Annotated in this window: 18 protein-coding genes and 1 pseudogene; 9 read left to right on the top strand and 10 right to left on the bottom strand. The window is 59.0% G+C overall.

Features of this window, described 5'->3' with window-relative positions:
* Position 1: 1 nt before the first annotated feature.
* The 5 genes from KGB20_RS15040 to KGB20_RS15020 all read right to left on the bottom strand — a co-directional run bounded on the left by KGB20_RS15040 (position 2) and on the right by KGB20_RS15020 (position 5,585).
* Positions 2-874 carry an ABC transporter permease gene (locus KGB20_RS15040; RefSeq protein ID WP_223532674.1) on the bottom strand — a complete coding sequence of 291 codons (873 nt, stop codon included), beginning with the start codon at positions 872-874 and terminating at the stop codon, positions 2-4.
* Complete coding sequence (locus KGB20_RS15035) at positions 871-1,827, bottom strand: ABC transporter permease (protein ID WP_223532672.1); 957 nt, start codon at positions 1,825-1,827, stop codon at positions 871-873. Before KGB20_RS15035 ends, KGB20_RS15040 begins: the two co-directional genes overlap by 4 nt.
* Positions 1,828-1,873: 46 nt before the next feature.
* Positions 1,874-3,520 (bottom strand): ABC transporter substrate-binding protein, encoded by a 1,647-nt coding sequence (locus KGB20_RS15030; RefSeq protein ID WP_223532670.1) that lies wholly within the window; start codon positions 3,518-3,520, stop codon positions 1,874-1,876.
* 85 nt (positions 3,521-3,605) lie between these two features.
* Positions 3,606-4,880 (bottom strand): NAD(P)/FAD-dependent oxidoreductase, encoded by a 1,275-nt coding sequence (locus KGB20_RS15025; protein WP_223532668.1) that lies wholly within the window; start codon positions 4,878-4,880, stop codon positions 3,606-3,608.
* Positions 4,881-4,916: 36 nt separating this feature from the next.
* A complete protein-coding gene (locus KGB20_RS15020) occupies positions 4,917-5,585 on the bottom strand; it encodes a haloacid dehalogenase type II (RefSeq protein ID WP_223532666.1) in 669 nt (222 codons plus the stop codon).
* An 874-nt stretch (positions 5,586-6,459) separates the two neighbouring features.
* Between KGB20_RS15020 and KGB20_RS15015 the strand changes: the two genes are divergently transcribed.
* The 7 genes and pseudogenes from KGB20_RS15015 to KGB20_RS14985 all read left to right on the top strand — a co-directional run bounded on the left by KGB20_RS15015 (position 6,460) and on the right by KGB20_RS14985 (position 14,649).
* Complete coding sequence (locus KGB20_RS15015) at positions 6,460-7,947, top strand: aldehyde dehydrogenase family protein (RefSeq protein WP_223532664.1); 1,488 nt, start codon at positions 6,460-6,462, stop codon at positions 7,945-7,947.
* A gap of 414 nt (positions 7,948-8,361) precedes the next feature.
* Positions 8,362-8,871 (top strand): annotated as a pseudogene (locus KGB20_RS15010) (LysR substrate-binding domain-containing protein); the annotation flags it as partial.
* Between the two features lie 553 nt (positions 8,872-9,424).
* Positions 9,425-10,276, top strand: coding sequence for a sugar phosphate isomerase/epimerase family protein (locus tag KGB20_RS15005; RefSeq protein ID WP_223532663.1), 852 nt, complete (start codon positions 9,425-9,427; stop codon positions 10,274-10,276).
* Between the two features lie 14 nt (positions 10,277-10,290).
* A complete protein-coding gene (locus KGB20_RS15000) occupies positions 10,291-11,361 on the top strand; it encodes an isopenicillin N synthase family dioxygenase (RefSeq protein ID WP_223532661.1) in 1,071 nt (356 codons plus the stop codon).
* A gap of 46 nt (positions 11,362-11,407) precedes the next feature.
* Positions 11,408-12,202 (top strand): ABC transporter substrate-binding protein, encoded by a 795-nt coding sequence (locus tag KGB20_RS14995; protein ID WP_057713911.1) that lies wholly within the window; start codon positions 11,408-11,410, stop codon positions 12,200-12,202.
* Positions 12,203-12,266: 64 nt separating this feature from the next.
* On the top strand, positions 12,267-13,814 hold the full coding sequence (locus KGB20_RS14990) for an amino acid ABC transporter permease/ATP-binding protein (protein ID WP_223532659.1): 1,548 nt from the start codon (positions 12,267-12,269) through the stop codon (positions 13,812-13,814).
* A 46-nt stretch (positions 13,815-13,860) separates the two neighbouring features.
* On the top strand, positions 13,861-14,649 hold the full coding sequence (locus KGB20_RS14985) for an SDR family oxidoreductase (RefSeq protein WP_057713909.1): 789 nt from the start codon (positions 13,861-13,863) through the stop codon (positions 14,647-14,649).
* Between the two features lie 74 nt (positions 14,650-14,723).
* Here the strand turns inward: KGB20_RS14985 and KGB20_RS14980 are convergent, their stop codons facing one another.
* Genes KGB20_RS14980 through KGB20_RS14960 form a run of 5 tightly spaced genes read right to left on the bottom strand, consistent with a single transcriptional unit; the run spans position 14,724 to position 20,527 of the window.
* Positions 14,724-15,557 (bottom strand): class I SAM-dependent methyltransferase, encoded by an 834-nt coding sequence (locus KGB20_RS14980; RefSeq protein ID WP_223532657.1) that lies wholly within the window; start codon positions 15,555-15,557, stop codon positions 14,724-14,726.
* Entirely contained in the window at positions 15,551-16,708 is a 1,158-nt protein-coding gene (locus KGB20_RS14975) for an acyltransferase family protein (protein ID WP_223532655.1), read from the bottom strand. Before KGB20_RS14975 ends, KGB20_RS14980 begins: the two co-directional genes overlap by 7 nt.
* Positions 16,705-17,571, bottom strand: coding sequence for a class I SAM-dependent methyltransferase (locus tag KGB20_RS14970; protein ID WP_150814931.1), 867 nt, complete (start codon positions 17,569-17,571; stop codon positions 16,705-16,707). The genes KGB20_RS14975 and KGB20_RS14970 overlap by 4 nt, the downstream gene beginning before the upstream one ends.
* On the bottom strand, positions 17,568-18,872 hold the full coding sequence (locus KGB20_RS14965; protein WP_223532653.1) for a glycosyltransferase: 1,305 nt from the start codon (positions 18,870-18,872) through the stop codon (positions 17,568-17,570). The genes KGB20_RS14970 and KGB20_RS14965 overlap by 4 nt, the downstream gene beginning before the upstream one ends.
* Positions 18,866-20,527, bottom strand: coding sequence for a glycosyltransferase (locus KGB20_RS14960; RefSeq protein WP_223532652.1), 1,662 nt, complete (start codon positions 20,525-20,527; stop codon positions 18,866-18,868). Before KGB20_RS14960 ends, KGB20_RS14965 begins: the two co-directional genes overlap by 7 nt.
* A 424-nt stretch (positions 20,528-20,951) precedes the next feature.
* Here KGB20_RS14960 and KGB20_RS14955 point away from each other — a divergent pair, with 424 nt between their 5' ends.
* Together KGB20_RS14955 and gmd are read left to right on the top strand one after the other, a co-directional pair.
* Complete coding sequence (locus KGB20_RS14955) at positions 20,952-21,866, top strand: GDP-mannose 4,6-dehydratase (RefSeq protein ID WP_223532710.1); 915 nt, start codon at positions 20,952-20,954, stop codon at positions 21,864-21,866.
* On the top strand, positions 21,863-22,834 hold the full coding sequence (gene gmd, locus KGB20_RS14950) for a GDP-mannose 4,6-dehydratase (RefSeq protein ID WP_057713902.1): 972 nt from the start codon (positions 21,863-21,865) through the stop codon (positions 22,832-22,834). Before KGB20_RS14955 ends, gmd begins: the two co-directional genes overlap by 4 nt.
* Positions 22,835-22,836: the final 2 nt, after the last annotated feature.

Below are 22,836 nucleotides of genomic sequence, written 5' to 3'. Positions count from 1 at the left end.
TTCAATGGCCTCCCGAACGTCGACTACGTCGCGACGACAGTCGGTCGATAAACAGATTCACACCGATGGTCAGGGTGCCAATGGCCAGGGCCGGTATCACAATGGCCGGTGCGCCCTGATTGAGACCGCCGATGTTCTCGCGAACCAGCGAGCCGAGGTCGGCATCCGGTGGTTGCACACCCAACCCCAGGAAACTCATGCCACTGAGCAGCAGCACGATGAAGCCAAAGCGCAACCCCAGGTCCGTCAGCACGGGGTTGAGCATGTTCGGCAGGATTTCCACGCAGGCGATGTACAGCCGACGTTCGCCGCGAGTACGGGCTACTTGCACATATTCCAGCGCTTCGATGTTCACCGCCATGCTGCGGGCGATGCGGAATGCGCCCGGAGTGAAGCTCAATACCGCCGTGCAGATCAGCAAGGTGACCGAGGAGCCGAAGGCCGAGACCATGATCAGCGCCAGCATTTTGCTGGGGATTGAAATGAAAGCATCCATCAGGCGACTGATCAGTTCATCCAGCCACTTCGGTGACACCACCGACAACAATGCACAACTGGTCCCCAGACTGCTGGCCAACACAGCGGCCACCAACGCCAGGCCGACGGTGAATCGTGCGCCGACGAGGATCCGACTGAGCATGTCGCGGCCCAGGTAATCGGTGCCGAACGGGTAGGCAGCGCTCAGGTTGTCGAAGACATTATCAGAGACCACTTCCCCGACCGGATGCGGTGCCAGCCATGGGCCGAAGATGGCCACCAGCAACCAGATCACACACATCGCAGCGCCGATCAGGCCGACCCAGGACGATCCGTGGGAAACCTTGCCCAGTGCCAATTTGGTAGTAGTCGGCGATTTCACAATGAGATTGTTCATTGATTTCTCAGCCTCGGATTGGAAAGAATCGCGCACAGGTCGGCAATCAGCACCAACGTCAAATACGCCGTACAAAACAACATGGTGCAGGCTTGAACCAGTGCCATGTCGCGGTTGGTCACAGCATCGACCATCAGGCTGGCGATGCCGGGGTAGTTGAAGATCGTTTCAACGATCACCACCCCGCCCAACAGGTAAGACAGGCTCAGGGCGATGGCATTGGCAATGGGGCCGATGGCATTGGGCAAGGCATGGCGCAGGACGATCCGAATCTTGCTTACACCTTTGAGCCGGGCCATTTCCACATAAGGGCTGTCGAGCTGATCAATCACCGCCGCCCGGGTCATGCGCGCCATTTGCGCGACAATCACGCAGCACAGCGTCATCACCGGCAATGCGTAAGTGCGCATGAACTGCCAGGGTGAAGTGATGTCACTGGCGTAGGACAGCGCCGACAACCAACCCAGGTTCACCGCGAAAATCAGTACCGCCAGGGTCGCGACCAAAAACTCTGGCACCGCCACCATGGTCAAGGTGAGAAAGCTCAGGAAGCTGTCGATGCGCCCGCCCCGGCCCATGGCCGAACCGATGCCCAGAAACAACGCCACCGGTACTGACACCAGCGCCGTCGCGGCCGCCAGCATCAGGGTGTTGGGCAGACGCCCGGCCATCAAGTCACTGACCGGCATGGCGTTGGATACCGACAGCCCCATGTCACCACTAAGCAGGCTCATCAACCAGTGCAGGTAACGCAACACACCGGGCTGATCCAGCCCCATTTTCAGGCGCAAGGCTGCCACTTGTTCCGGCGTGGCGAACTGCCCCAGAGACTGTTGCGCCGCGTCCCCCGGCAGCACCGCCGTGATGGCGAAAACCACCATGGACACAATCAACAAGGTCACGATCGCCGCGCCCAGGCGCCGGCCGATCAACCGCAGTGTGTTGCTGTTCATCACCCTATCCTCATGCAATGTAGCTGCAGCAAAAACCCAACTTTCATTAAGCGTCCAGCCAGACCTGCTCGGCAAACATGTACCCCATGAAACCGCCTAGGGGGTTGGTGCCGTAGCCTTTGACTCGCTGATCGGCGCCATCGATGTTGCTGATGAACACTGGCACGCCGATACCGCTGTGCTCATGCACCAGGGTTTGCATATCTGCGTACATCTTGCCGCGCTTGGCCTCGTCGGTTTCACCTCGGGCTTGTACCAACAGTTGATCGAACTGTTCGTTTTTCCAGCCGGACTCATTCCAGGGTGCTGTCGACTGGAAGAACTGTGAGAAAAGCATGTCGGCATTTGGCCGCGGATTGATGTTGCCAAAACTCAGCGGGTGCTTCGCCCAATGGTTGGACCAGTAGCCATCGCTCGGCAGACGGTTGACGTCGAGCTTGAGCCCCGCCTCTTTGGCTGACTGCTGCAGCAACACGGCGATGTCCACCGAACCGGTCGCAGCCGGCGAGCACATCAGCGGCATGGTGATACTTTCCATGCCGGCCTTTTTGAGCAGGAACTTGGCTTTTTCCGGATCGTAGGCACGTTGTGGCAAGTCGGCATTGAAGAAGCGTGCACCGGGTGCAATCGGATGATCGTTGCCGACCCTGGCGAAGCCACGGAATATCGCCGACTTGATCTGTTCCCGGTCCAGGAGCAATTTCATGGCCTGGGTGAATTCCGGGCTTTTGCCCGGTAGTTGGTCCTGACGGATGATCAGGTCAGTGTAGTTACCCGACGGTGAGTCCACGACCCGATGCTTGGTGCTGCCCTTGATGCGAACCGTTGAGCGCGGGTTAACCTCGTTAACGATGTGTACGTCGCCCGACAACAGGGCGTTGACCCGTGACGACTCGTCAGCAATGGCGATAAATTCGATCTCGTCCAGATATGGCAAGCCGGGTTTCCAGTAATTGGAATTGCGCACACCAATCGAACGCTCCCCTGGCTTGAACTCCTTGGCCTTGAACGGGCCGGTACCGATGCCCTGGTTGAAATCGCTCGTACCCTCGGGAACGATCAACATGTGAGAGATGGCAAGAACCGACGGCAATTCAGCATTCGGGCCGCTCAATTGTATCTGCACTTCGTGGGTGCCAACGGCCTTGACCTCGGCGAACTGCGACGCCAGCGGCAGGACCTTGGAACCGGTGAGTGGATCCTTGTGCCGCAACAGAGAAAACACCACGTCGGCGGCGGTCAACGCCTTGCCGTTGTGGAACGTCACTTCCTTGCGCAGGCTGATCACCCAGAGCGTGGCGTCAGTGGTTTCAATACGCTCGGCCAACTCCAATTGCGGCACCATATGGCTGTCGAAACGGGTCAGGCCGTTGTAGAACATGTAGTGACGCACGTAGTCGGTGGACGACGAACCTTTGGCTGGATCCAGGGTGTCGGCGGTGGAACTGGACGAGCCTGCGACGCGGATACGACCGCCGGGCTTGCCTTTGCCAGGGCTTGCAGCTTCATCATCGGCAAACAGTTTGCCAGCGGCGCCGAACAGACTACTGGCGCCCGCGACGGCCACTCCGGCCAATCCCAGCATCTGCAATGCATTGCGGCGAGACATGCCGCGATTGAGCCCTTCGAATACGCGCAGACTTTCTTCACCGGTGATCAACTGGGAGTCGATATTGTTTTTATTGTCAGTCATGTCAGTTCTACCTTTCGTCATTGATAAGGCTCGAGTGCTGGCGATTAAGCGCAGCGTGGTTGAAACGTAAAGCAACTCCATGGACTCAGTGCAGGTAGTCCTGCAGGCGGTAATACGCCCCCACCAAAGGCAGGAACCAGGGCTTGCCGAAATGCCCGGGAATGGCTGGCCAATCGAGTTCGCGCCACGGGTTGGCCTCGACCTTGCCGGCCATTACCTCAGCCATGACCTGCCCCATGTGCACCGACATTTGCACCCCATGACCGCTGTAACCCATGGAGTAATAAACCCCTCCATGCTGCCCGGCGCGGGGCAACCGATCGGAGGTCATATCCACCAGGCCACCCCAGCAGTAATCGATCTTCACGTTAGCCAGTTGCGGAAACATCTGGACCATCGCCGCCTGCAACACCTTGCCGCTCTTGGCGTCGGAAATGCTGTCAGACATGGCAAACCGGGCACGACCGCCAAACAGCAAGCGGTTGTCCGGCGTCAGGCGGAAGTAGTTACCGATCATGCGACTGGTGACATAGGAACGCCGTGCCGGTAGCAAGCTGTCGATCAGGGCCTGCGGTAGTACCTCGGTGGCGATCACGAAACTGCCCACCGGCACGATCCGCCGCCGATACCAGCCCAATCCGCCCTGCTGGCACGTGCCTGTGGCCAGCAGAATCTGCGTGGCGTGTAGCGAGCCCTTGGTGGTGTTGACCTGATAGCCGCCGGCACTGGCTTTCCAGTCCGTCACTGACACGCCCTGAAAGATCGATGCGCCGTGACGTGCTGCTGCTTCGGCCAGCCCGACACCGAAGCGCCCGACATGCATCTGCACGCCGTTGCGCTGCAGCATGCCTCCATGGAACTGGGCCGAGTTGGCTTCAGCACGGGCTTCTTCTGGAGAGAGCAACTCGACCTCGGCGTCGACCTCCCGCCGAATCAATTCGCAGGTGCGCGCCAAACCTTCGTAATGCATCGGTTTGGCGGCCAGCTTCAGCTTGCCATTGCGCTTGAGGTCGCAGGCAATCTGCTCCTGTTCCACCAATGAAACGACGCTCTGTACGGCGCTTTCATAGGCTTGGTAATAAGCACGCGCCTTATCAGCGCCGAGGCTGGCGCTGAGTGCCGCGTAGTCTTGGGCAACGCCGGTGCTGCAGTGGCCACCATTGCGCCCCGAAGCCTCGCCAATCACCCGCCCTCCTTCGAGCACCACCACACTGGCCCCCTTCAAGGCCAGGGCTCGGGCCGCGGCCAGGCCAGTGAGACCACCACCGACGATGGCCACATCGACCTGCCCGGGCAATGCGCCGAGCTGTGCACCGGTGAATTGCGGTGCGGTATCGAGCCAATAGGACTCACTGCCCATGTCTAACCCCTTTTGCCTTGAAGAGTGCCTTGCGACTTAGAGACCGACCAACCCGGGCAATGCGCCGATATCCGGGATCTGGTGGTAGCCATAAACGGCATTCGCCGGCTGTTCATGACCACGAGCAACGAAGGCCTTGTTCTTGATCTTCATGTCGTGGGCCGGCATCAGGTCGTAACGGAAGCTTGAGGACACGTGCAGAACGTCCTCAGGCCCGCAACCTAGGTTATCGAGCATGAACTCGAAGGCAGCCAAGCGCGGCTTGTAGGCCTGGGCTTGCTGGGCGGTGAAGACTTTATGGAAAGGTGCGCCGAGCTTGTCGACGTTGGACATGATCTGCTCGTCCATCGCGTTGGAGAAAATCACCAATGGAATCTTGTCGGCAATTTTTGCCAGGCCAGCCGGTACATCGGCATGTGGACCCCAAGTCGGTACGGCGTCGTAGTAGAGCTGGCCTTCGCCCTTGTACTCGACACCCCAACGCTTGCAGACGCGCGCCAGGGCGGTCTTGATGATTTCATCATACGGCCGCCAGTCACCCATCACCTGATCCAGACGATAGGCGGAGAAGTCCTTGACGAACTGATCCATTTGCTCAAAAGGGACACGATCGGCGAACAGTTCGCGCGTCATGTTTCCCATTTGAAAGTTGGTCAACGTGCCATAGCAGTCAAAGGTAATAAACTTGGGTCGAAGAAAGCTCATGAGTGCGATCCTTAATGATTGTTGAGGTCATGACGGGGCAAGCAGTTACTCCGTTCTGGAAGCATCGGTGCAACGCTGCATCACGGATTTATTACAACACCAAGAGACCATGCATAAACTGTTAAAAGTATAGGCTGCTTGGTACAAACCACTGTTTTACAGGGCCTGCTCAGCAGACTTTGCTTGACGCTCCAGACTCGGGCGCTCCACCCCCTGTTTTCAAGCCTTTGAGGGCTGTTTTGGTGCGCTGGCAAGCCCAGTACGGCGCCATGTGCGGCGGCATTTATGACTGGCGGAAGAAGAACAGGAGCGTTCGCTGAGGACGCGCCCGCTGATTGTGCTGCGAGGTGAGGCCGGGGCCATTCAAGACTTCAATGCGCTTTGGGACAACCTTGCTTCTATTAGCGATAGGCCTGACATACCGGTCAAAGCAACATCTGCACACGCGTCGCGATAGCTTTAGAAAGGCGGCGCATCGCACGATGCGGCACCACATTTCTTCCTGCTTATCTGTATGGCCCATCACCGCCACCGATGCGCCTGCGACACATCGCTTGCACTGAGCAGGAATGGTCTCACGAAGCGGTCTATATGAAAGGTTACTGACGAAATCGGGTCAACTTGTTCTCATACAAAGTCAGCCTGGCAGATACAGCAGATTCTCCCTTGCAAACCTCAAGAACAGCACATTTTATCTGGCACGCTTTGCTAGCTTATTGAGAAGACCCGGCATAGCAATGTCCTGGTCGTCACGGCGATGTTCTGGTGATTTCCACGTTCGGCTTGATCTTTGTTTCAAAGGCCTTGCAAGGTCGCGAGCCAGACCGCCCTCTGCTGCTTGCAGTGCCTGTTACCGCTCTAGGGAGCCAGTTGGATGACAATACAATCTTCGAATAGCTACAGCATTGATCCGCAAATGGCTCAGAAACTTTATATCAATGGCTGTTGGTCTTCCCCGGCAATCCCGGCAAGTTTGCCGGTGGTCAATCCGGCAACTGAAGAGGTTGTTGCGCAGGTCGCGCAAGGCTCCGCCGAGGATGTTGATCGGGCAGTAGCTGCGGCGCGTGCGGCGTTTCCTGGTTGGTCTGCTACCTGCGCAGAGTCGCGCGCGCTTGTCCTTGGAAAGATCCATGAGCTCATCCTTGAGCGAAAAGAAGTGCTCGCGCAGGCCCTCTCTCTCGAAATGGGCGCTTCCATCGGTTCCGCCCGGGCAATGCAAGTGCCTCTCGCGGCCGAACACGTTCGGGTCGCCCGCGATCTGCTGTCCACTTATCGTTTCCAAACAATTGAAGGTGGAACTGCGATTGAGCGCGAGCCCATAGGCGTCTGCGGTCTCATCACTCCGTGGAACTGGCCGCTTTATCAAATCACCGCGAAAGTCGCCCCGGCTATTGCCGCCGGATGCACTGTGGTCCTCAAACCAAGCGAACTGTCTCCTCTAAGCGCTCTTCTTTTTGCACAATTGGTCCATGACGCTGGCCTTCCACCAGGCGTCTTCAACCTCGTGAACGGAAGTGGATCCGAGGTCGGCGCAGCGATGGCTGCGCACCCTGATATTGATATGATTTCGATTACTGGCTCAAACCGCGCGGGCGCGCTGGTCGCGCAGGCAGCCGCCCATACGGTGAAGCGCGTCACGCAAGAACTGGGAGGCAAATCCCCGAACATTCTGCTTCCCGACGCCGACTTTGCCAAAGCCGTTCCATTAGGGGTGATGTCGGCATTCCGCAACGTCGGACAATCGTGCAGCGCCCCGACACGAATGATCGTACCTAAGGACCGGCTGGCGGAAGTCGAATCGCTGGCAGCCGAAACCGCCAATGCGATCATCGTGGGTGATCCACAATCCGAAGATTCAGTGCTCGGTCCCATTGCCAACGAGGCCCAGTTCAATCGTGTGCAAGCCATGATCGAGGCTGGCCTGAGTGAGGGTGCAAAACTCGTTTGCGGCGGACCAGGACGTGTGCCGGGTTATGAAAAGGGTTTCTACACCCGACCGACAGTTTTCTCCGAGGTAGATACCGCAATGCGTATCGCCCAAGAAGAAATTTTCGGGCCGGTGCTGTGCATCATTCCGTATGAGACGATCGATGAGGCGGTCCTTATCGCGAACGATACGGTATACGGCCTGGGCGCCCATGTTCAGTCTCAGAACCTTGATCTAGCGCGTGCAGTGGCCTCTCGTATCCGCGCGGGACAAGTGCATCTGAATTACCCCGCCTGGAATCCAATGGCTCCATTCGGTGGTTACAAACGTTCTGGTAATGGTCGTGAGTATGGTGTCTACGGTTTGGAGGAATACCTGGAAACCAAGGCAATCATTGGGTTTGGCGGAACATTTGATAATACTTCCCGCACGTAGAACTCATTCAAATGTTCGGTGCCGTCCAATTTGGCTATCCGGTAGTCGGCTTGCCTGAGATCAGGCGAGTCGAAAATCCGACTTTTCAATAGAACCGGCCAAAAGCGGACGCTGAAACGAAATGACATAAACCCGGTAACCGCCGATGGATTGCAAGCCGTCAGCGGAATACCGGAATCGTTCCTGACGCTGTACGACGCTCCCCGGCAGCCTTCAACAGCCAACTCGGCTATGCGACGCTCGCCCGCCTCAAGCGCCTGCACACTTGCATGCACAGAATAGTATCCAAGGTGTAGCGAGTGCGGATGGGGTACAGCCGAACCCAAGACGAACACTGCGTTCTCTTGACCTGACGCCTGTAAGGCGATAGGTGCCTCGCTGGAGTCGAAACTAACCATCTCACCAGCCTGGACAAAGGTCGTGGCGGAGGATCGCCTGGTCGATCTGGTCGAGAAACAATTTGACGTCGCCATTCGGATCAATCCGAGCCCAGACAGCAGTTTGGTCGGCCGCTGCTTCGCCAAGGACCGGCTAGTTGTAGTGGCTGCGCCCGAAGTACCTAAGCCAATGCCCGGCGCGATCAGACCGGTTCCCAGCATCGTGGTTTCGAGTTTCCAGCCCACCAACTGGAAACTCGATGGAGGACACTTGGTCCTGGAGCCGATTCCAAAGCTGCGCTTCTCTTCGTTACTGATGATCCGCGATGCTGCTATCGCTGGCGGTGGCGCAGCCCTCATTCCACAGTCCATAGCATGGAACCAACTTGCCCGTGGCGAGTTGGTCCAATGGGGCACGGTATCGGGTGTAGAACCCGAGCTCTGGGTCTTGCATACGTCCAGGCGCCTTGCTGCTCCGAAGGTTCGCGCATTCGTCGATTTCATGTGCGCTAAATACCCGGACATGTCGCTGGTACTAAAGGGATAGAAGACCGTTCATTGGTCTCGGGTAACCAAATCCTGGACCCTTTTCGCACCATGTTCTGTGAGTGAGCCGCCCTTGAGGTCCAGTACTTCATTGAAGGCTGAAAGGATTACTGAGTCCTCCGCGGCCAGCCGAAGCTGGACTTACTGCGTCCTGGCGTTTGATGTGGCATTGAGAAGGCGGCTAAGCGAGATTCGTCGTCAGCGGGGATGACCGCTTTTGGCAGGTTTCTGCCTGTCGCCAAGGGCCACAACCGACCAAAAGCGAACCCTCATCGGCCCGGGGTCGCTTGGGACTCTTCAAAATGATGCCGCAATAATGGCATCTCTCGCTAATAGCCAACGTAGACAGGTTCTCGCCCATAAAACCCCTTCCGGCCAGCGCTATAAGTAGCAAGCTATTTGTTAACGAAAGTCTGAAGTATTCATTTGAACTTTCAGATTCTTTCAGCGCGCGGCCTGTGCCTAACATCGGCTCCACAGCGAACCAGCCTCTTGGCAGCCTGGCGCCGTCGAAGTGCTTTTGCAGTAGGCCCTGAGTTTTTTGAGGATCACCGATGAAGCTGGAAATTTTTCGCACGCTGTGGGGTTACACCGCCAGCAAGGCTCAGGCTCTCGAGGAGTTGCTGCAAGCGGGCTTTGATGGCATGGAAGCACGCCTGCCACTGGACGCCCGTGAACGGACCGAGTTTGGCGCCTTTCTCCAGGCCAATCGCCTGGGCTATATCAGCACAGTCTTCACCGCGTATGACGTGCTGCCGGACCAGTCTGCGTCCCCCGCCATTCACCTCAATGACCTCGACCAGAAACTCGCATGGGCCGCTGAACTCGGCCCGCGCTTCGTCAACGTGCTGGCGGGCAATGACCGCTGGGCCTTGCCACAGCAAGTGGAGTTTTTCGGCCAGGCGCTGGATCTGGCGCGCAAGCACGGCCAGGTCTGCAGTTTCGAAACCCACCGTTCGCGTTCGCTGTTCAACCCCTGGGTGACCCTGGAGTTGATCCGGCAACTGCCCGATCTGTTGTTCACCAGTGACATCAGCCATTGGGTCGTGACCTGCGAGCGCCTGTTGAATGATCCGGCCGATGACCTGAGCGCTTTCATCGAGCGGGTTCACCATATCCAGGCCCGGGTCGGTTACGACCAGGGCCCGCAGGTTCCGCACCCGGCGGCTCCCGAATATGCAAGGGAACTGGCCTTCCACCAGCAGCACTGGGAAAGCATCTGGCGCTCGCAGCAAGCCCGCGGTTACCAGGTCAGCACCCTGACTCCGGAATTCGGCGCCGATGGCTACCTGCATCATTTGCCCTTCACCAATGTCCCGGTCGCCGACCTGTGGTCGTTGAACGTGTGGATGGGCCAGACCGAGCGCGAACACTTCGACCGTTTCAGCCACTCAAGCCATCCTTAGGGAGCCGATGCGTCATGCCTGACAATAAAAACAACAGCGCCAGCACTGACACACACAAAGCCAACTTCAACAGCATCCCGGTGGTCAACATCGCCGGTCTGTTCAGCTTTGAACTGGAACACCGCCTGGCCGTCGCCGAACAATTGGGGCGCGCCGCCAGCGAGGTCGGGTTCCTCTACATCACCGATCACGGTATCGACCCGCAACTGATCGCCAACCTGCGCAAGGCGGCCAAGGACTTTTTCGACCAGCCCTTCGACACCAAGATGCAGCACTACATCGGCACCTCGCAAACCCACAAGGGATTTGTGCCCGAAGGCGAAGAGGTCTATTCCAAGGGCAAGCCGGACCACAAGGAAGCCTTTGACGTCGGCTTCGAAGTCCCGGCCGATGACCCGCTGGTGCTGACCAACACGCCATTGCTGGGGCCCAATGACTGGCCGCAGCTGCAAGGTTTCAAGGCGTCGGTGCAGGTCTACTATGAAGCCATCTTCGCCTTGGGCCGGCGCCTGTTCGGTGGCTTCGCCCTGACCCTGGGTCTGGAAGAAAACTATTTCGACAGCCTGGTCACCCGCCCCCCGTCCAAGCTGCGCCTCATCCACTACCCCTTCGACGGTGCCGCCCATGACGCACCGGGTCTTGGAGCCCATACTGATTATGAATGCTTCACCATCCTTTTGGCCGACAAACCAGGCCTTGAGGTGATGAACAACCTTGGCCAATGGATCGATGCACCACCGATTGCCGATGCCTTTGTGGTCAACATCGGCGACATGCTGGAAGTGATGACCGCAGGTGCATTCGTTGCCACCGCGCACCGGGTGCGCAGCGTGAAGGAGGAACGTTATTCCTTTCCGCTGTTTTATGCCTGCGACTATCACACCCAGATCAAACCGCTGCCCGGGTTCGCACAGGCAGGCAACGACTACGAAGAAATCACCATCGGCGAACACATGTATGGTCAGGCGCTGCAGACCTATCAGTATCTGCGCCAGAGGGTGGCCAACGGGGAAGTTCAACTGCCAGGCAAGGCACGCAAGCCCGCCAGTTTCGGACATTTGAAAAATCAGGCTCAACCGTCCTGATTGAAGTTTTCAGCTAACCCCCTACCTACGCCGGAGTCAGTACATCATGAAAAACAACAAGAAAAACCTTTTGAGCCTGGCTGTATTGGCAGCCGGTATGTTCGGTGCCTCGGTGAGCATGGCCGCGGCAGACACGTTCAAGGTCGGCATGGAGATCACCTACCCTCCCTTTGAGTCCTATGACAAGGACAAAAACGTGGTGGGTTCGGACCCCGAACTGGCAACGGCACTGGCCAAGCACATGAACGCCAAGGTGGAGTTCGTCGACACCAAGTTCCCGAGCCTGATCCTGGGCTTGAACTCCGGCAAGTACGACGCAGTCATTTCCGGCATGTACATCACGCCAGAGCGCCAGACTCAGGCCCAGACCATCGCCTACGCCAACACCGGTGCCGCGGTCATGGTGCCCAAGGGCAGCGAGATCAATGCGAAGAAGCCTGAAGACCTGTGCGGCCTGAAACTGGGCCTGGAACAGGGCACCACCTGGGTCAAGGAATTCAAGAAGCTCTCCGACGACTACTGCGTGCCGAACAACAAAGGCGCCATCACCGTCAGCGAGTACCCTTCGGCCCCCGAAGTGACCCAGGCCTTGTTGTCCAGGAACATTCAGGCCCAGGTTGAAATCGCCGGCGCGGCAAAAATGATCGCGGAAAAGACCAACGGCCGGGTAGTGATCACCACCGAGCATCCGATTTATCAGCAAACCCTGGGCATCTTCGTCAAGAAAGGTAACGACGAAACCTTCCAGGCCGTGCAAAAGGCCTTCGAGGAGAGCAAAAAGAGCGGTGAATACGCCGCAATTCTCCAGAAATATGGCTTGGAAGAACCGACTGCCAATTAAGAACCTGTCCTTGTAGTCTGGTCATCTGCCTCCCCTGCACCGGGGCGGCAGATCGAGGTGCCCCATGCAATTCGATTGGTCATATTTCCTGTCCCTGTTCTCCCTGCCGGACTTCTGGAAGGCCTGCGTAACGGTGGTCCAGCTCAGCGCCCTGGCCTGGTTCATCGGCATGCTGCTGGGTTTTGTCCTGGCCACGGCCAAGCTGTCCCACACGCCCTTGCTGCGCATTCCCGCAGCGGTCTACATCTGGTTCTTCCGCAGCATTCCGTTGCTGGTGCTGGTGGTCTTCGTCTACAACCTGCCGCAACTGTTTCCCGGTAGCGGACCGATTCTGTCCAACCCCTTCTACTCGGGCCTGCTGGCCCTGGTGGTCACTGAAGCGGCGTACATGGCGGAAATCCATCGTGGTGGCCTGATCTCCGTGGCCAAAGGCCAGAAGGAAGCCGGGCGCGCCCTGGGTGTCGGCCTGTTCGGCATGCAACGCTTGATCGTGATCCCCCAGGCATTCCGTATTTCGCTGCCCACGCTGATCAATGAATACATCACGGTGGTCAAGCTGACATCGCTGGTCTCGGTCATCTCCCTGACCGAAATCCTCACGGTCGGCCAACGCCTCTATGCCACCAACTTTCTGGTCATGGAAACCCTGGCGGCGGTAGGCGTCTATTACGTGTTGATCGTCACCGTGTTCGGTTTTTTCCTGCAGCGCCTGGAGCGCTACCTGGACCTGAACTTCCGCAAGCCTCACACACTCGACGCGGCCGCCATAGCCAACTTCAGGGCCAGCGCCGAAGCGTTGCCCGACACTGCGCGCAAAGCGGCAGGCAACAATGCGACGCCCATCCTGCAACTGAAGAACATCCAGAAAAGCTATGGCACCCACCAGGTGCTGATGGGCATCGACCTGAATGTCGAATACGGCCAGGTGGTCTCGGTCATCGGGCCATCCGGCTCCGGCAAGACGTCGCTGATCCGCACAGTCAACGGCCTGGAAACCATCGATACCGGCGACATTCTGTTGTTCGGCGAAAAATTCATCGAAGCGTCGGAAAAACCCAACAGCACCCGCCTGCGCAAAGGCGTGCGGCACATCGGCATGGTGTTCCAGAACTTCAACCTGTTCCCGCACCGCACCATTCTCGACAACGTCACCCTGGCGCCCCGTTACCATGGCCAGCCGGGCGAGCTGAGTGAACATCGTGCCTATGCGCTACTGGACAAGGTCGGCCTGCTGGCCCATGCCCACAAGTACCCGCACCAGCTCTCCGGTGGGCAGCAACAGCGCGTGGCGATCGCTCGAGCCCTGGCGATGGAACCGCAGATCATGCTATTCGACGAGCCGACCTCGGCCCTCGACCCGGAACTGGTCAACGACGTGCTGAACGTGATCCGCGACCTGGCCAAAGAGGGCATGACCATGCTGATCGTGACCCACGAAATGGACTTTGCCATGTCGATATCCGACCGGGTCGTATTCATGGAAAACGGTAATATCCAACTGGATGCCGCACCTGAAACCATACGATGCGATGCCGAAGGAGAACGAGTGCGGCGCTTCATGGGCATCAGTGCTCGATCGCCAAGCCGGTCTGCAACGGTGGATCATGCATGAATAGGCAACCACTTTCTTTGAGCATTCTTATTTCAGGAAAACGCACATGAATCTGGGAATAGCAGGACGCTGGGCGCTGGTATGCGCCGCCAGCAAAGGTCTGGGCAAAGCCTGCGCACAGGCACTCGTCCATGAAGGCGTGAACGTGGTGATCACCGCACGCGGCGAGCACACGCTCAATGAAACAGCCCGTGAGCTCAGAGCGCTAAATCCTGAAGTGACGGTCATCGCCGTAGCCGGAGACATTTCGACGGCCGAGGGTCGGGCGGCAGCGCTCATGGCCCATGAGCATTTCGATATCTTGATCAACAACGCTGGAGGCCCTCCCCCCGGGGATTTTCGCGAATGGAATCGCGACGCCTGGCTCAAGGCGCTGGATGCCAACATGCTGACGCCTATCGAGTTGATCAAGGCAACGGTAGACGGTATGGCGGCACGTGGATTTGGTCGAATCATCAACATCACGTCGAGCGCCGTGAAGTCCCCTATCGAAAGCCTGGGCCTGTCCAATGGCGCGCGCAGTGGTCTGACGGGTTTTATCGCAGGGCTTGCCCGGCAAGAAAACATCGCCAGTCGCAATGTGACGATCAACAACCTGCAACCAGGCTCATTCGACACCGATCGACTGCGTGACAACCTGGTCGCTGCTGCCCAGGAGTCGGGGCAGGACAGCGAGGAATTCCTTGGCCAATGCCGTAGCGAAATTCCTGCCAAACGCTTCGGCTCACCCGAAGAGTTCGGTGCGCTGTGTGCCTTCGTTTGCAGCAACCATGCGGGCTACCTGACCGGGCAGAACCTGTTGATCGATGGAGGGGCCGTTCGCTCCAGCCAATAATGGGCAAGGGTTATGCAGGTGTACCCGGGCAATCAGGCTTGAGTTCGCGGCCTCGCCCGGGTGAGCGTTGCTGATCAGGGTTTACGCGCAATGATCACCTGACTTTTAGCCACTACGGCATCCAGCGCCTGCTTGATCTGTGCGCCCCGTGGCGAAGCCAGGATCGCCTGCCAGGTATCCGCCCAGTGGTTGAGCAACGGATGGTCCGGGTTGCTGAAGTCGACTTTGGCTTCCCAGAACAACAGCATCCACATCGACCAGTAGAATCCGTACTGGCTGTGGCTGATCACTTCCAGGCCGGCATCGCTGACCATGGCCTTGAACTGCTCTTCGCTGATGATGCGGATGTGGTTGGGCTTCTGAAAATACTCGGCCGCCGCGATATCTTTCTGCAGGTCTTCGGAGCTGGGGTGTGGGACGCTCAGCAGATACAACGCGCCCGGTTTACCGACGCGCACCAGCTCAGCGAGGAACTGGGCTGGATCGTCCACGTGCTCGATAACCTCGGTCGACACCACCCGCGTGGCGGTCGCATCGGCAATCGGCAGCGGGTTGCAGTCGGTGACATGGCATTCGACGTCGCGGGCCGGTGTATCGCTCAGGCGCTGGCGGGTCGCTTCGACCTTGGCCGCGTCGATATCGGCGATGATGATCTTCGCCCCGCGCATCCCGCAGAAATGCACGTTGCCGCCGTCGCCGCAGCCAACATCCAGCAGCGTGTCCTCGGGGGTCACCGGGAATCCGCTGAACAGTTCGCCGGTCTGCTGATTGAACCAGCCGCTGAGCATCGCATCGTGCAAGCCGAGCATGTAAGGGTCGACTTTCTCCGCCACTGGCGCCGCGGGCGGTGTCTCTGGCTGCACAGGCGCGGGCGTGCCCGCCGTGAGTTTCTTCAAAAGGCTCAGCATGAGGTGGCTCCAGAGGATGTGACGGCTGTTCGGGAAGTGCCCAGGCGTTTGACCAGCGAGGCGCCGCGGTTGCGCATGGGCATTTCGATGACGCGATAGTTGAGTTCGCTCAGCAGTACGATCAGGCCGCCAGCCATCAGCACCATCAAGATCGGATGGCCAGCCGGACTGGGCAGCCCGGCAGCCTGCAAACGAAAAATGAATTCACGAACCAGCAAGTAGGCCGGGATATGGATCAAGTAAATCCCGTAGGAACGGCTGCCGACCCACGTCATCAGGTTTTTGAACACGCCGCGCGGCAACAGGTAATCGCGGTTGTAAGAAGCGATCCAGACCAGCAGCGCGCACAGCACTGCAATCACGCCGATCCGGTAAGAGGTGAAGGTGAAACGATCCGTTGCCAGGAAGCTGAGCAGCAACGACAGCGCGATCAATGCGGCAACGCCCGCCCATGGACGACGCAAGAATTTTGGCTCCCAGCGCAGGTACGACGGTTGCGTACTCCACATCGCCAACAGCACGCCAAGGGCCAGCGCATCGGTGCGCACTACCATCAGGATCGGCGTGCGCAAGGTGAACAATTGCACCGCAACCAGCGCCAGCAACGCCCACACCAGATGCTTGCGAAACAGCACGATCATCAGCGGAAACAGCAGGTAGAACTGCTCTTCCAGCGACAGGCTCCAGTACACGAAACTGGTGCCGTACTCGTAGTGATAAAAACTGTCGGCAAAGCGGAAATTGGCGTATTGGGCGATGCCGGCCAGGGTCGCCTGAATGTTCGCGTGCAGGGTGCCGAACGCGCCGGAGCGGTTGAGAAAAAGGCACGCCAGCAACATCAGCGCCAGCCATAACCAGGCTGAAGGGAGCAATCGAAAGGCCCGTCTCAACCAGAAATTACGCGTCTGTTGCCAATATTCCTGACGCGTTGTGCAACGGCGCAAGGCCGGGATCAGGCTGCGGGCAATGACGAAGCCCGAGATCGCGAAAAACAGATCCACGCCCCACCACGGCTGACCGTACAGCGTGATGACTTGCAACAACGGCACAGCCGCCGCGAACAGGCTGTCCTGCAGGTGATGAAACAGCACGCCGAGCACCGCAATGCCGCGCAACAACTCGATGTCCATGATCCGTTTTTCGTTGCTCATGCGCCCTCCTGGACATGAGGTTTGCGAGCAATGATCACCTGGCTCTTGGGCATGAACTGATCCAGCATCTGCTTGATCGCCAACCCGTCGGGCTGGGCCAGTAAGTCCTGCCAGGTTTTCGCCCAGCTCTCCATCAGCGGCGGATACGGCGCCTGAATCCGGTCGCGAACCGCGCCACCCAATTCACGCCCGGCAGCGCGCTCGCTGGCCCAGAAAAAAATCATGCCCATGACCCAGAAAAAACCGGACGCCTGGCGATGCTCGATGACCAGGCCCGCGTCTTCCACCAGCGCGGCGAATCGCTCGGGGCTGAAAATCTGTACGTGATTGGGCGATTGGAAATAGCTGGCCGGAGCGATGCCCTTCTGCAAATGTTCGCCCACCGGGGACGGTACGCTCAGCAGGTACAGCGCGCCGGGGCGACCCATGCGCACCAGTTCGGCCATGAAGGGTTCTGGCTGATCGATGTGTTCCAGTACTTCCATGCACACGACTTTGCTGGCGCAGCCCTCGGCCAATGGCAGCGGCAAACTGTTGCTGACCAACCCCAGGCTCGGCTTGTCTGATTGCGCCGCCACTTGTCGGGCAAGCTCGCGGACCTTGTCGTGTTCACTGTCGGTGAAAATCACCGACGCGCCCTGGCGGACCGCGAACAAAGTCGCCACGCCTTCACCGCAGCCGACATCCAGCAAGGTGTCGTCGGCGGTGATGGCAAACCCCTTGAGCAATTCACCGCTGTCGCCGAGAAACCAGCCGTCGAGCAGGGCATCGTACAACCCGATGTCCCTGGGCGAGACCCGCGTTTCTGGAGGGGCGACCGCTACCGGTGCGGGCCGCAACTTCGCAAGCAGGCGCCGAATCATGTGCCCGACGCTTGTGCGCAGTTTGCTTCACGCCGTTCCAGCAACTGCTCGAACACCGCCTTCAGGCGCTGTTCGGCAACGGCCTGGCTGCAGAATCCCTGCAGGCTGCCCACGGCATGGGCCGACATTCGCTGATAGCGCTCGACGTCCTGCCTGGCGACGTCATGGCTGACGGAAAATGCCGTACACAGTGAGTCCCAATCCGTGACGTAACGCAGGGTACGATACGCGGCGCGAGGATCGTGGGGCCAGGATGTCAGTTCGTCGGTGCCTTCGACGATGAACGCGTTGTCACGGTCGATGTAGTCGGCCATGGCGGTGTTCAGCGGCGCAATGGCCGGCTTGCCGCAGGACATGAACTCCATCAACGGCAGGCATTGCCCTTCGCCGTAGGAGCAGTTGACGACGTAACTGGTGGCCTCGACCAGGCGCTCGTAGTCGATGTCGGACAGAAAGCCGTGGACCAGCACGATGCGGCACTGGTAGGACTGATTCTTGTAGACGTGGTGCAGCATGTCGTTCAAAGCGTTGGCGATGTCATGGTGCGTGAGCTTGAGCACCAGGGTCGCGTCGGGTGTGTCGCGAAAGGCAGTGCAGAATGCACTGATCATGTCCTTCCAGTTCTTGCGTCCGTCGTAGGGATTGAATACCGAGGTGTAGACCACGCCCTCGAGCACCAGCTCACAATCGCGCGGCGGTTGGTCGAAGGCGATCGGCGTGCCTTCGCGCAAACGTTCGGGGCCGTAGGGGCGCAAGTCCGTGGTGCGACTGTCGATCAACAGCCCGCGCAGGTTCAGACGTGTGGGGCCCACGACCGGACGCTTGTCCAGAAGCTCGCCACGGGCGGCAAAACGGTCCCAGACAGGTGCTGCGATAGCGCTGATCGGGTAATCGGGGCCCATCACATCGCGTACGGCATTCACGGTAAAACTGGAGTGGGTGATCGCCGTCCCGCAGGAGCCCAACACCGTCCGCCAGTCATGCCGTGGTTCGCCCTGCCAGCTCTCGGTGGGAATGGTGCTGAACTCCCAGGCGAACACCGGAATCGTCGGGCACGCGTAGTGGACTGGCGTGCGATGCGGCGGGGAGAAGGACAGGAACACGCAGTCTTCGCCCCGGCTCAGGCAATCGAAATACAACCGATCGACCAACTCGTCCGGGTTGCTGACCTCGATCACCTGCCCCAGCCGTTCGAGCACCGGGCGGAATTCCTTGAGGACGAAGTAATAGCTGTACTCGGGCCGCCCAAGATTCTGCTGGATGTTGCTCTTGTTGGTTTCCGAATGAATGATGATCAGCACGATGCAGCCCCCGTTTCGGCAACCACCGGCACGACTTCACGGGCAGGTTCCTGTTTGAAGAACAGCGCCAGCCGCTGCTGCACCGGCGCGAAGCTGCAGTACTGGCGCATGCGTTCGCTGGCCGCGTCCGCCATGGCCTGCCAGGCGTCCGGCTGATTCTTTGCCATCGCGTAGCTGTTCTCATAAGCCGTTTTCAACGACCCCCAGTCCGGACGGTGGCGCAATGTGCGGTACAGGATGCGCGCGTCTTCCGGCCAGATCGTCGGCTCCTGGCTGGACTTCACGATGAAAGCCACACGCTCGTCGATGTAGTCGCGCATCGCCGTGTGGTTCGGGGCGATGACAGGCCGGGCGCAGGACATGAACTCCATCAGCGGCAGGCACAAGCCTTCACAACGTGAAGCGTTGACGTAGTAACTCGCCGCGCCATAAAGCCGGGCGAACTGCTCGTCCTGCAGATAACCGTGCATGACCACCACGCGACAGGCGAAGGGCGAGAGCTGGGAAAGCAAGGTGATGAGCTCGACGTAATAGGTCGACAGGTCGTTCTGGGTCATCTTCAACACGAGCGTGGCGTCTTGCACATCACGCAGCGCCCAGCAGAACGCCGTGATCAGGTGATGCCAGTTCTTGCGCCCGTCATCGGGGTTGAACACGCTCACATAGATGACGCCATCGACCTCGATTTCAACCGTTTCGCTGGTGTCGGGGAAAGCCGCTTGTGGATGTTCGTCCTGCACGGGGGGTTCGCTGATTGCGGGCTCATCCGGCGCGGGCGCCTCGCTGATGACAGGTTCATCCGCCACGGGCGCTTCGCTGACTGCGTGTTCAACCGGCAACACTTGAGGTGTCCGAAATCTGGCCAGCCATGGGCGAACCGCATCCGGCACCAGATCGCGAACGGCTTCGCGATACCACAACAGCAGGTAATGTCTGGTTATGAAGAGGCGTCGACGCAGGGTCAACGGCGGCACCGGAGGTTCAGGTTCAGGTTCAGGTTCAGGTTCAGGTTCAGGTTCAGGCTCGGGTTCGGGTTCCGGCTCGGACTCGGACTCGGCGATTTCCTGCGGCGGTTGCTCGATGATCGGCGCGATCAAACCATCGGCGGACAACCCCATCGAGCGACTGTCCAGGATGCAACCCTTGATCTGCAACGTGGCGCCCGCGTTCACCGGCGTACCGGGATATTGCTGGCGGATGCCGGCGAAGCGTTCCCACAAAGGCGTCGGTAGCACCAACACCGGGAAGTCGTCGCCCAGGGTCCGGCGGATGGCTTCGGCGGTGTGGGTGGACAAGGTGATCACTCGCCCCAGACGTGCCAGTGTCTGGCTCCAGTCCTGACGCGGATCGTTGTCCCAGTGCTCGGCGGGAATGGTATCGAACTCCCAGGCGACCACGCACACCATCGGGCATTGCAAGTCGGTGGGGGTCTTGTGCGGTGGCGCGAACGAAATGAACAGGCAGTCCTGACCGGCCTGCTGCAACTGCCGATACAGCGGATCGACCTCGGCGGCCGATGACACCACATGCACCGGCCCGAGGCTTTCAAAGAGCGGTCGATACGCCTTGAGCACGAAGTAGTAACTGTACTCGGGACGGCCGAGACTCTGGCTGATGGAGCTGTCGTTGACGTCGGAGTAAAGAATAAAATTCATGGCATCCCACGGTGACACCGCCATCCCGGCAGCCTCACTCTATGACGGGGAGGATACGGTTCGAGTCCGTGTTTACTGGCGCTCTTCCATCGTCTTCCTGCCCGTCTTCGTTCTTGTTTTAGTGGTCAGTTTCTCGCAGTTTCGAAGCGACGCTGCCGAACCCCGGGTAATCGTGACGAGGGGCATTCTAACCACATCCGTTGAGGATTCGTGAACCGCCCGACGAGAATAAATCAGGCTACGCGGACGAGAACTGATCAGTCACGGTTGGACCTGTTGAAATTGCCGAGCAAATGGCACAGATTGGCTACCAAACAACTACAACAAAACATTTCATCTGTCTTACGAGCGATCCTGTTGATTCGTGAGACCCTTCCATTAAGCCAGTAGGAAATGGATGAAATGTATGACCGGGGGGTCGCTGTTGAAAAAACGTCTGTTTGTCACGGGTCTGACTGGATTCGTAGGACAACACATCCAATCGCGTTTGCAGGCTGACGCCTCGGAATGGGAGCTGCTGCCTGTTCCCGGCCGCTACGATCTTGCCGCGCCGGACAGCCTCGAAGGCTTGTGGCCGGTCATGCCCGATGCGGTGATCCACCTGGCCGGCCAGACGTTCGTCCCGGAGGCTTTTCGTGATCCGGCCGGTACCCTGAATATCAATCTGCTGGGCACCCTGAACCTGCTGCAAGCCCTCAAGGCACGCGGCTTCAGCGGCACGTTTCTGTACGTCAGCTCCGGCGATGTCTATGGCCAGGTCGCTGAAGAGCATCTGCCCATCACTGAATTGCAGCCACCCTGCCCGCGCAACCCATACGCTGTGAGCAAACTGTCGGCCGAGTTCCTGAGCTTGCAATGGGGCCTGAGCGAGGACTGGCCCGTACTGGTCGCCCGTCCGTTCAACCACATCGGCACCGGTCAGAAAGACAGCTTCGTCATCGCCAGCGCCGCACGTCAGATCTGCCGGATCAAGCAAGGCCTGCAAGGGCCACAACTGGAGGTCGGGGACATCGACGTCACGCGCGATTTCCTCGATGTCGGGGACGTGGTTTCGGCCTACCTGGCCTTGCTGGAAAAAGGCACACCGGGGCAGGTCTACAACATTTGCTCGGGGCGCGAGCAGAGCATTCGCAGTTTGATCGAACAGCTGGCAGATCTTGCCCAGGTCGACCTGCAATTGGTCCAGGACCCTGCGCGACTTCGCCGCGCGGATCAGCGACGTGTGAGTGGCAGCCCTGCCAGGCTGACCCAAACCACCGATTGGAAGCCTGAAATCACAACACAACAATCCCTGCGGGCGATCCTGTCCGACTGGGAGAAGCGAGTACGACAAGAATGACTAAAAGTGCATTGATCACAGGTATCACCGGCCAGGATGGCGCTTATCTGGCGAAACTGTTGCTCGACAAGGGCTACAAAGTCCACGGTCTGGTGGCGCGTCGCAGCAGCGACTCGCGCTGGCGCCTGCGCGAGATGGGGGTCGAGGCGGACATCGTCTACCTGGACGGCGACATGGCCGATGCCTGTTCAGTGCAGCGCGCGGTGATCAAATCGGCGCCGGACGAGATCTACAACCTTGCCGCACAAAGCTTTGTCGCGGCTTCCTGGGATCAACCGGTGACCACCGGCATCGTCGACGGCCTGGGCGTTACCCACCTGCTCGAAGCGATCCGTCAGTTCAGCCCGCACACGCGTTTCTACCAGGCGTCCACCAGCGAAATGTTCGGCCTGATCCAGGCCGAGCAGCAGGACGAGAACACCCCCTTCTATCCGCGCAGCCCTTATGGCGTGGCCAAGCTGTACGGCCACTGGATCACCGTGAACTACCGCGAAAGCTTCAACCTGCACGCCAGCAGCGGCATTCTGTTCAACCATGAATCACCGCTGCGCGGCATCGAGTTCGTGACGCGCAAAGTCACCGACGCCGCCGCCCGCATCAAGCAGGGCAAGCAGCAGGAACTGTGCCTGGGCAACATCGACGCCAAGCGCGACTGGGGCTTTGCCGGGGACTACGTCGAAGCCATGTGGCTGATGCTGCAACAGGACAAGCCCGATGACTTCGTAGTGGCCACCGGCGTGACCACCACCGTGCGCGAGATGTGCCGGATCGCCTTCGATCACGTGGGCCTGAACTACCGCGACTTCGTGAAGATCGACCCGGCGTTCTTCCGCCCGGCCGAAGTCGAAGTGCTGCTCGGCAACCCGGCCAAGGCCCAGCGTGTGCTGGGCTGGAAACCAAAAACCGACCTGGATACCTTGATCCGCATGATGATGGATGCGGACATGAAACGCGTCGCCAAGGAGTAGGC

The organism is Pseudomonas sp. BF-R-30 (genome assembly GCF_019956175.1).
Lineage (GTDB): Bacteria > Pseudomonadota > Gammaproteobacteria > Pseudomonadales > Pseudomonadaceae > Aquipseudomonas > Aquipseudomonas jessenii.
Note: the sequence above shows the minus strand (reverse complement) of the source record. Positions and strands in the feature narration are given on the sequence as shown.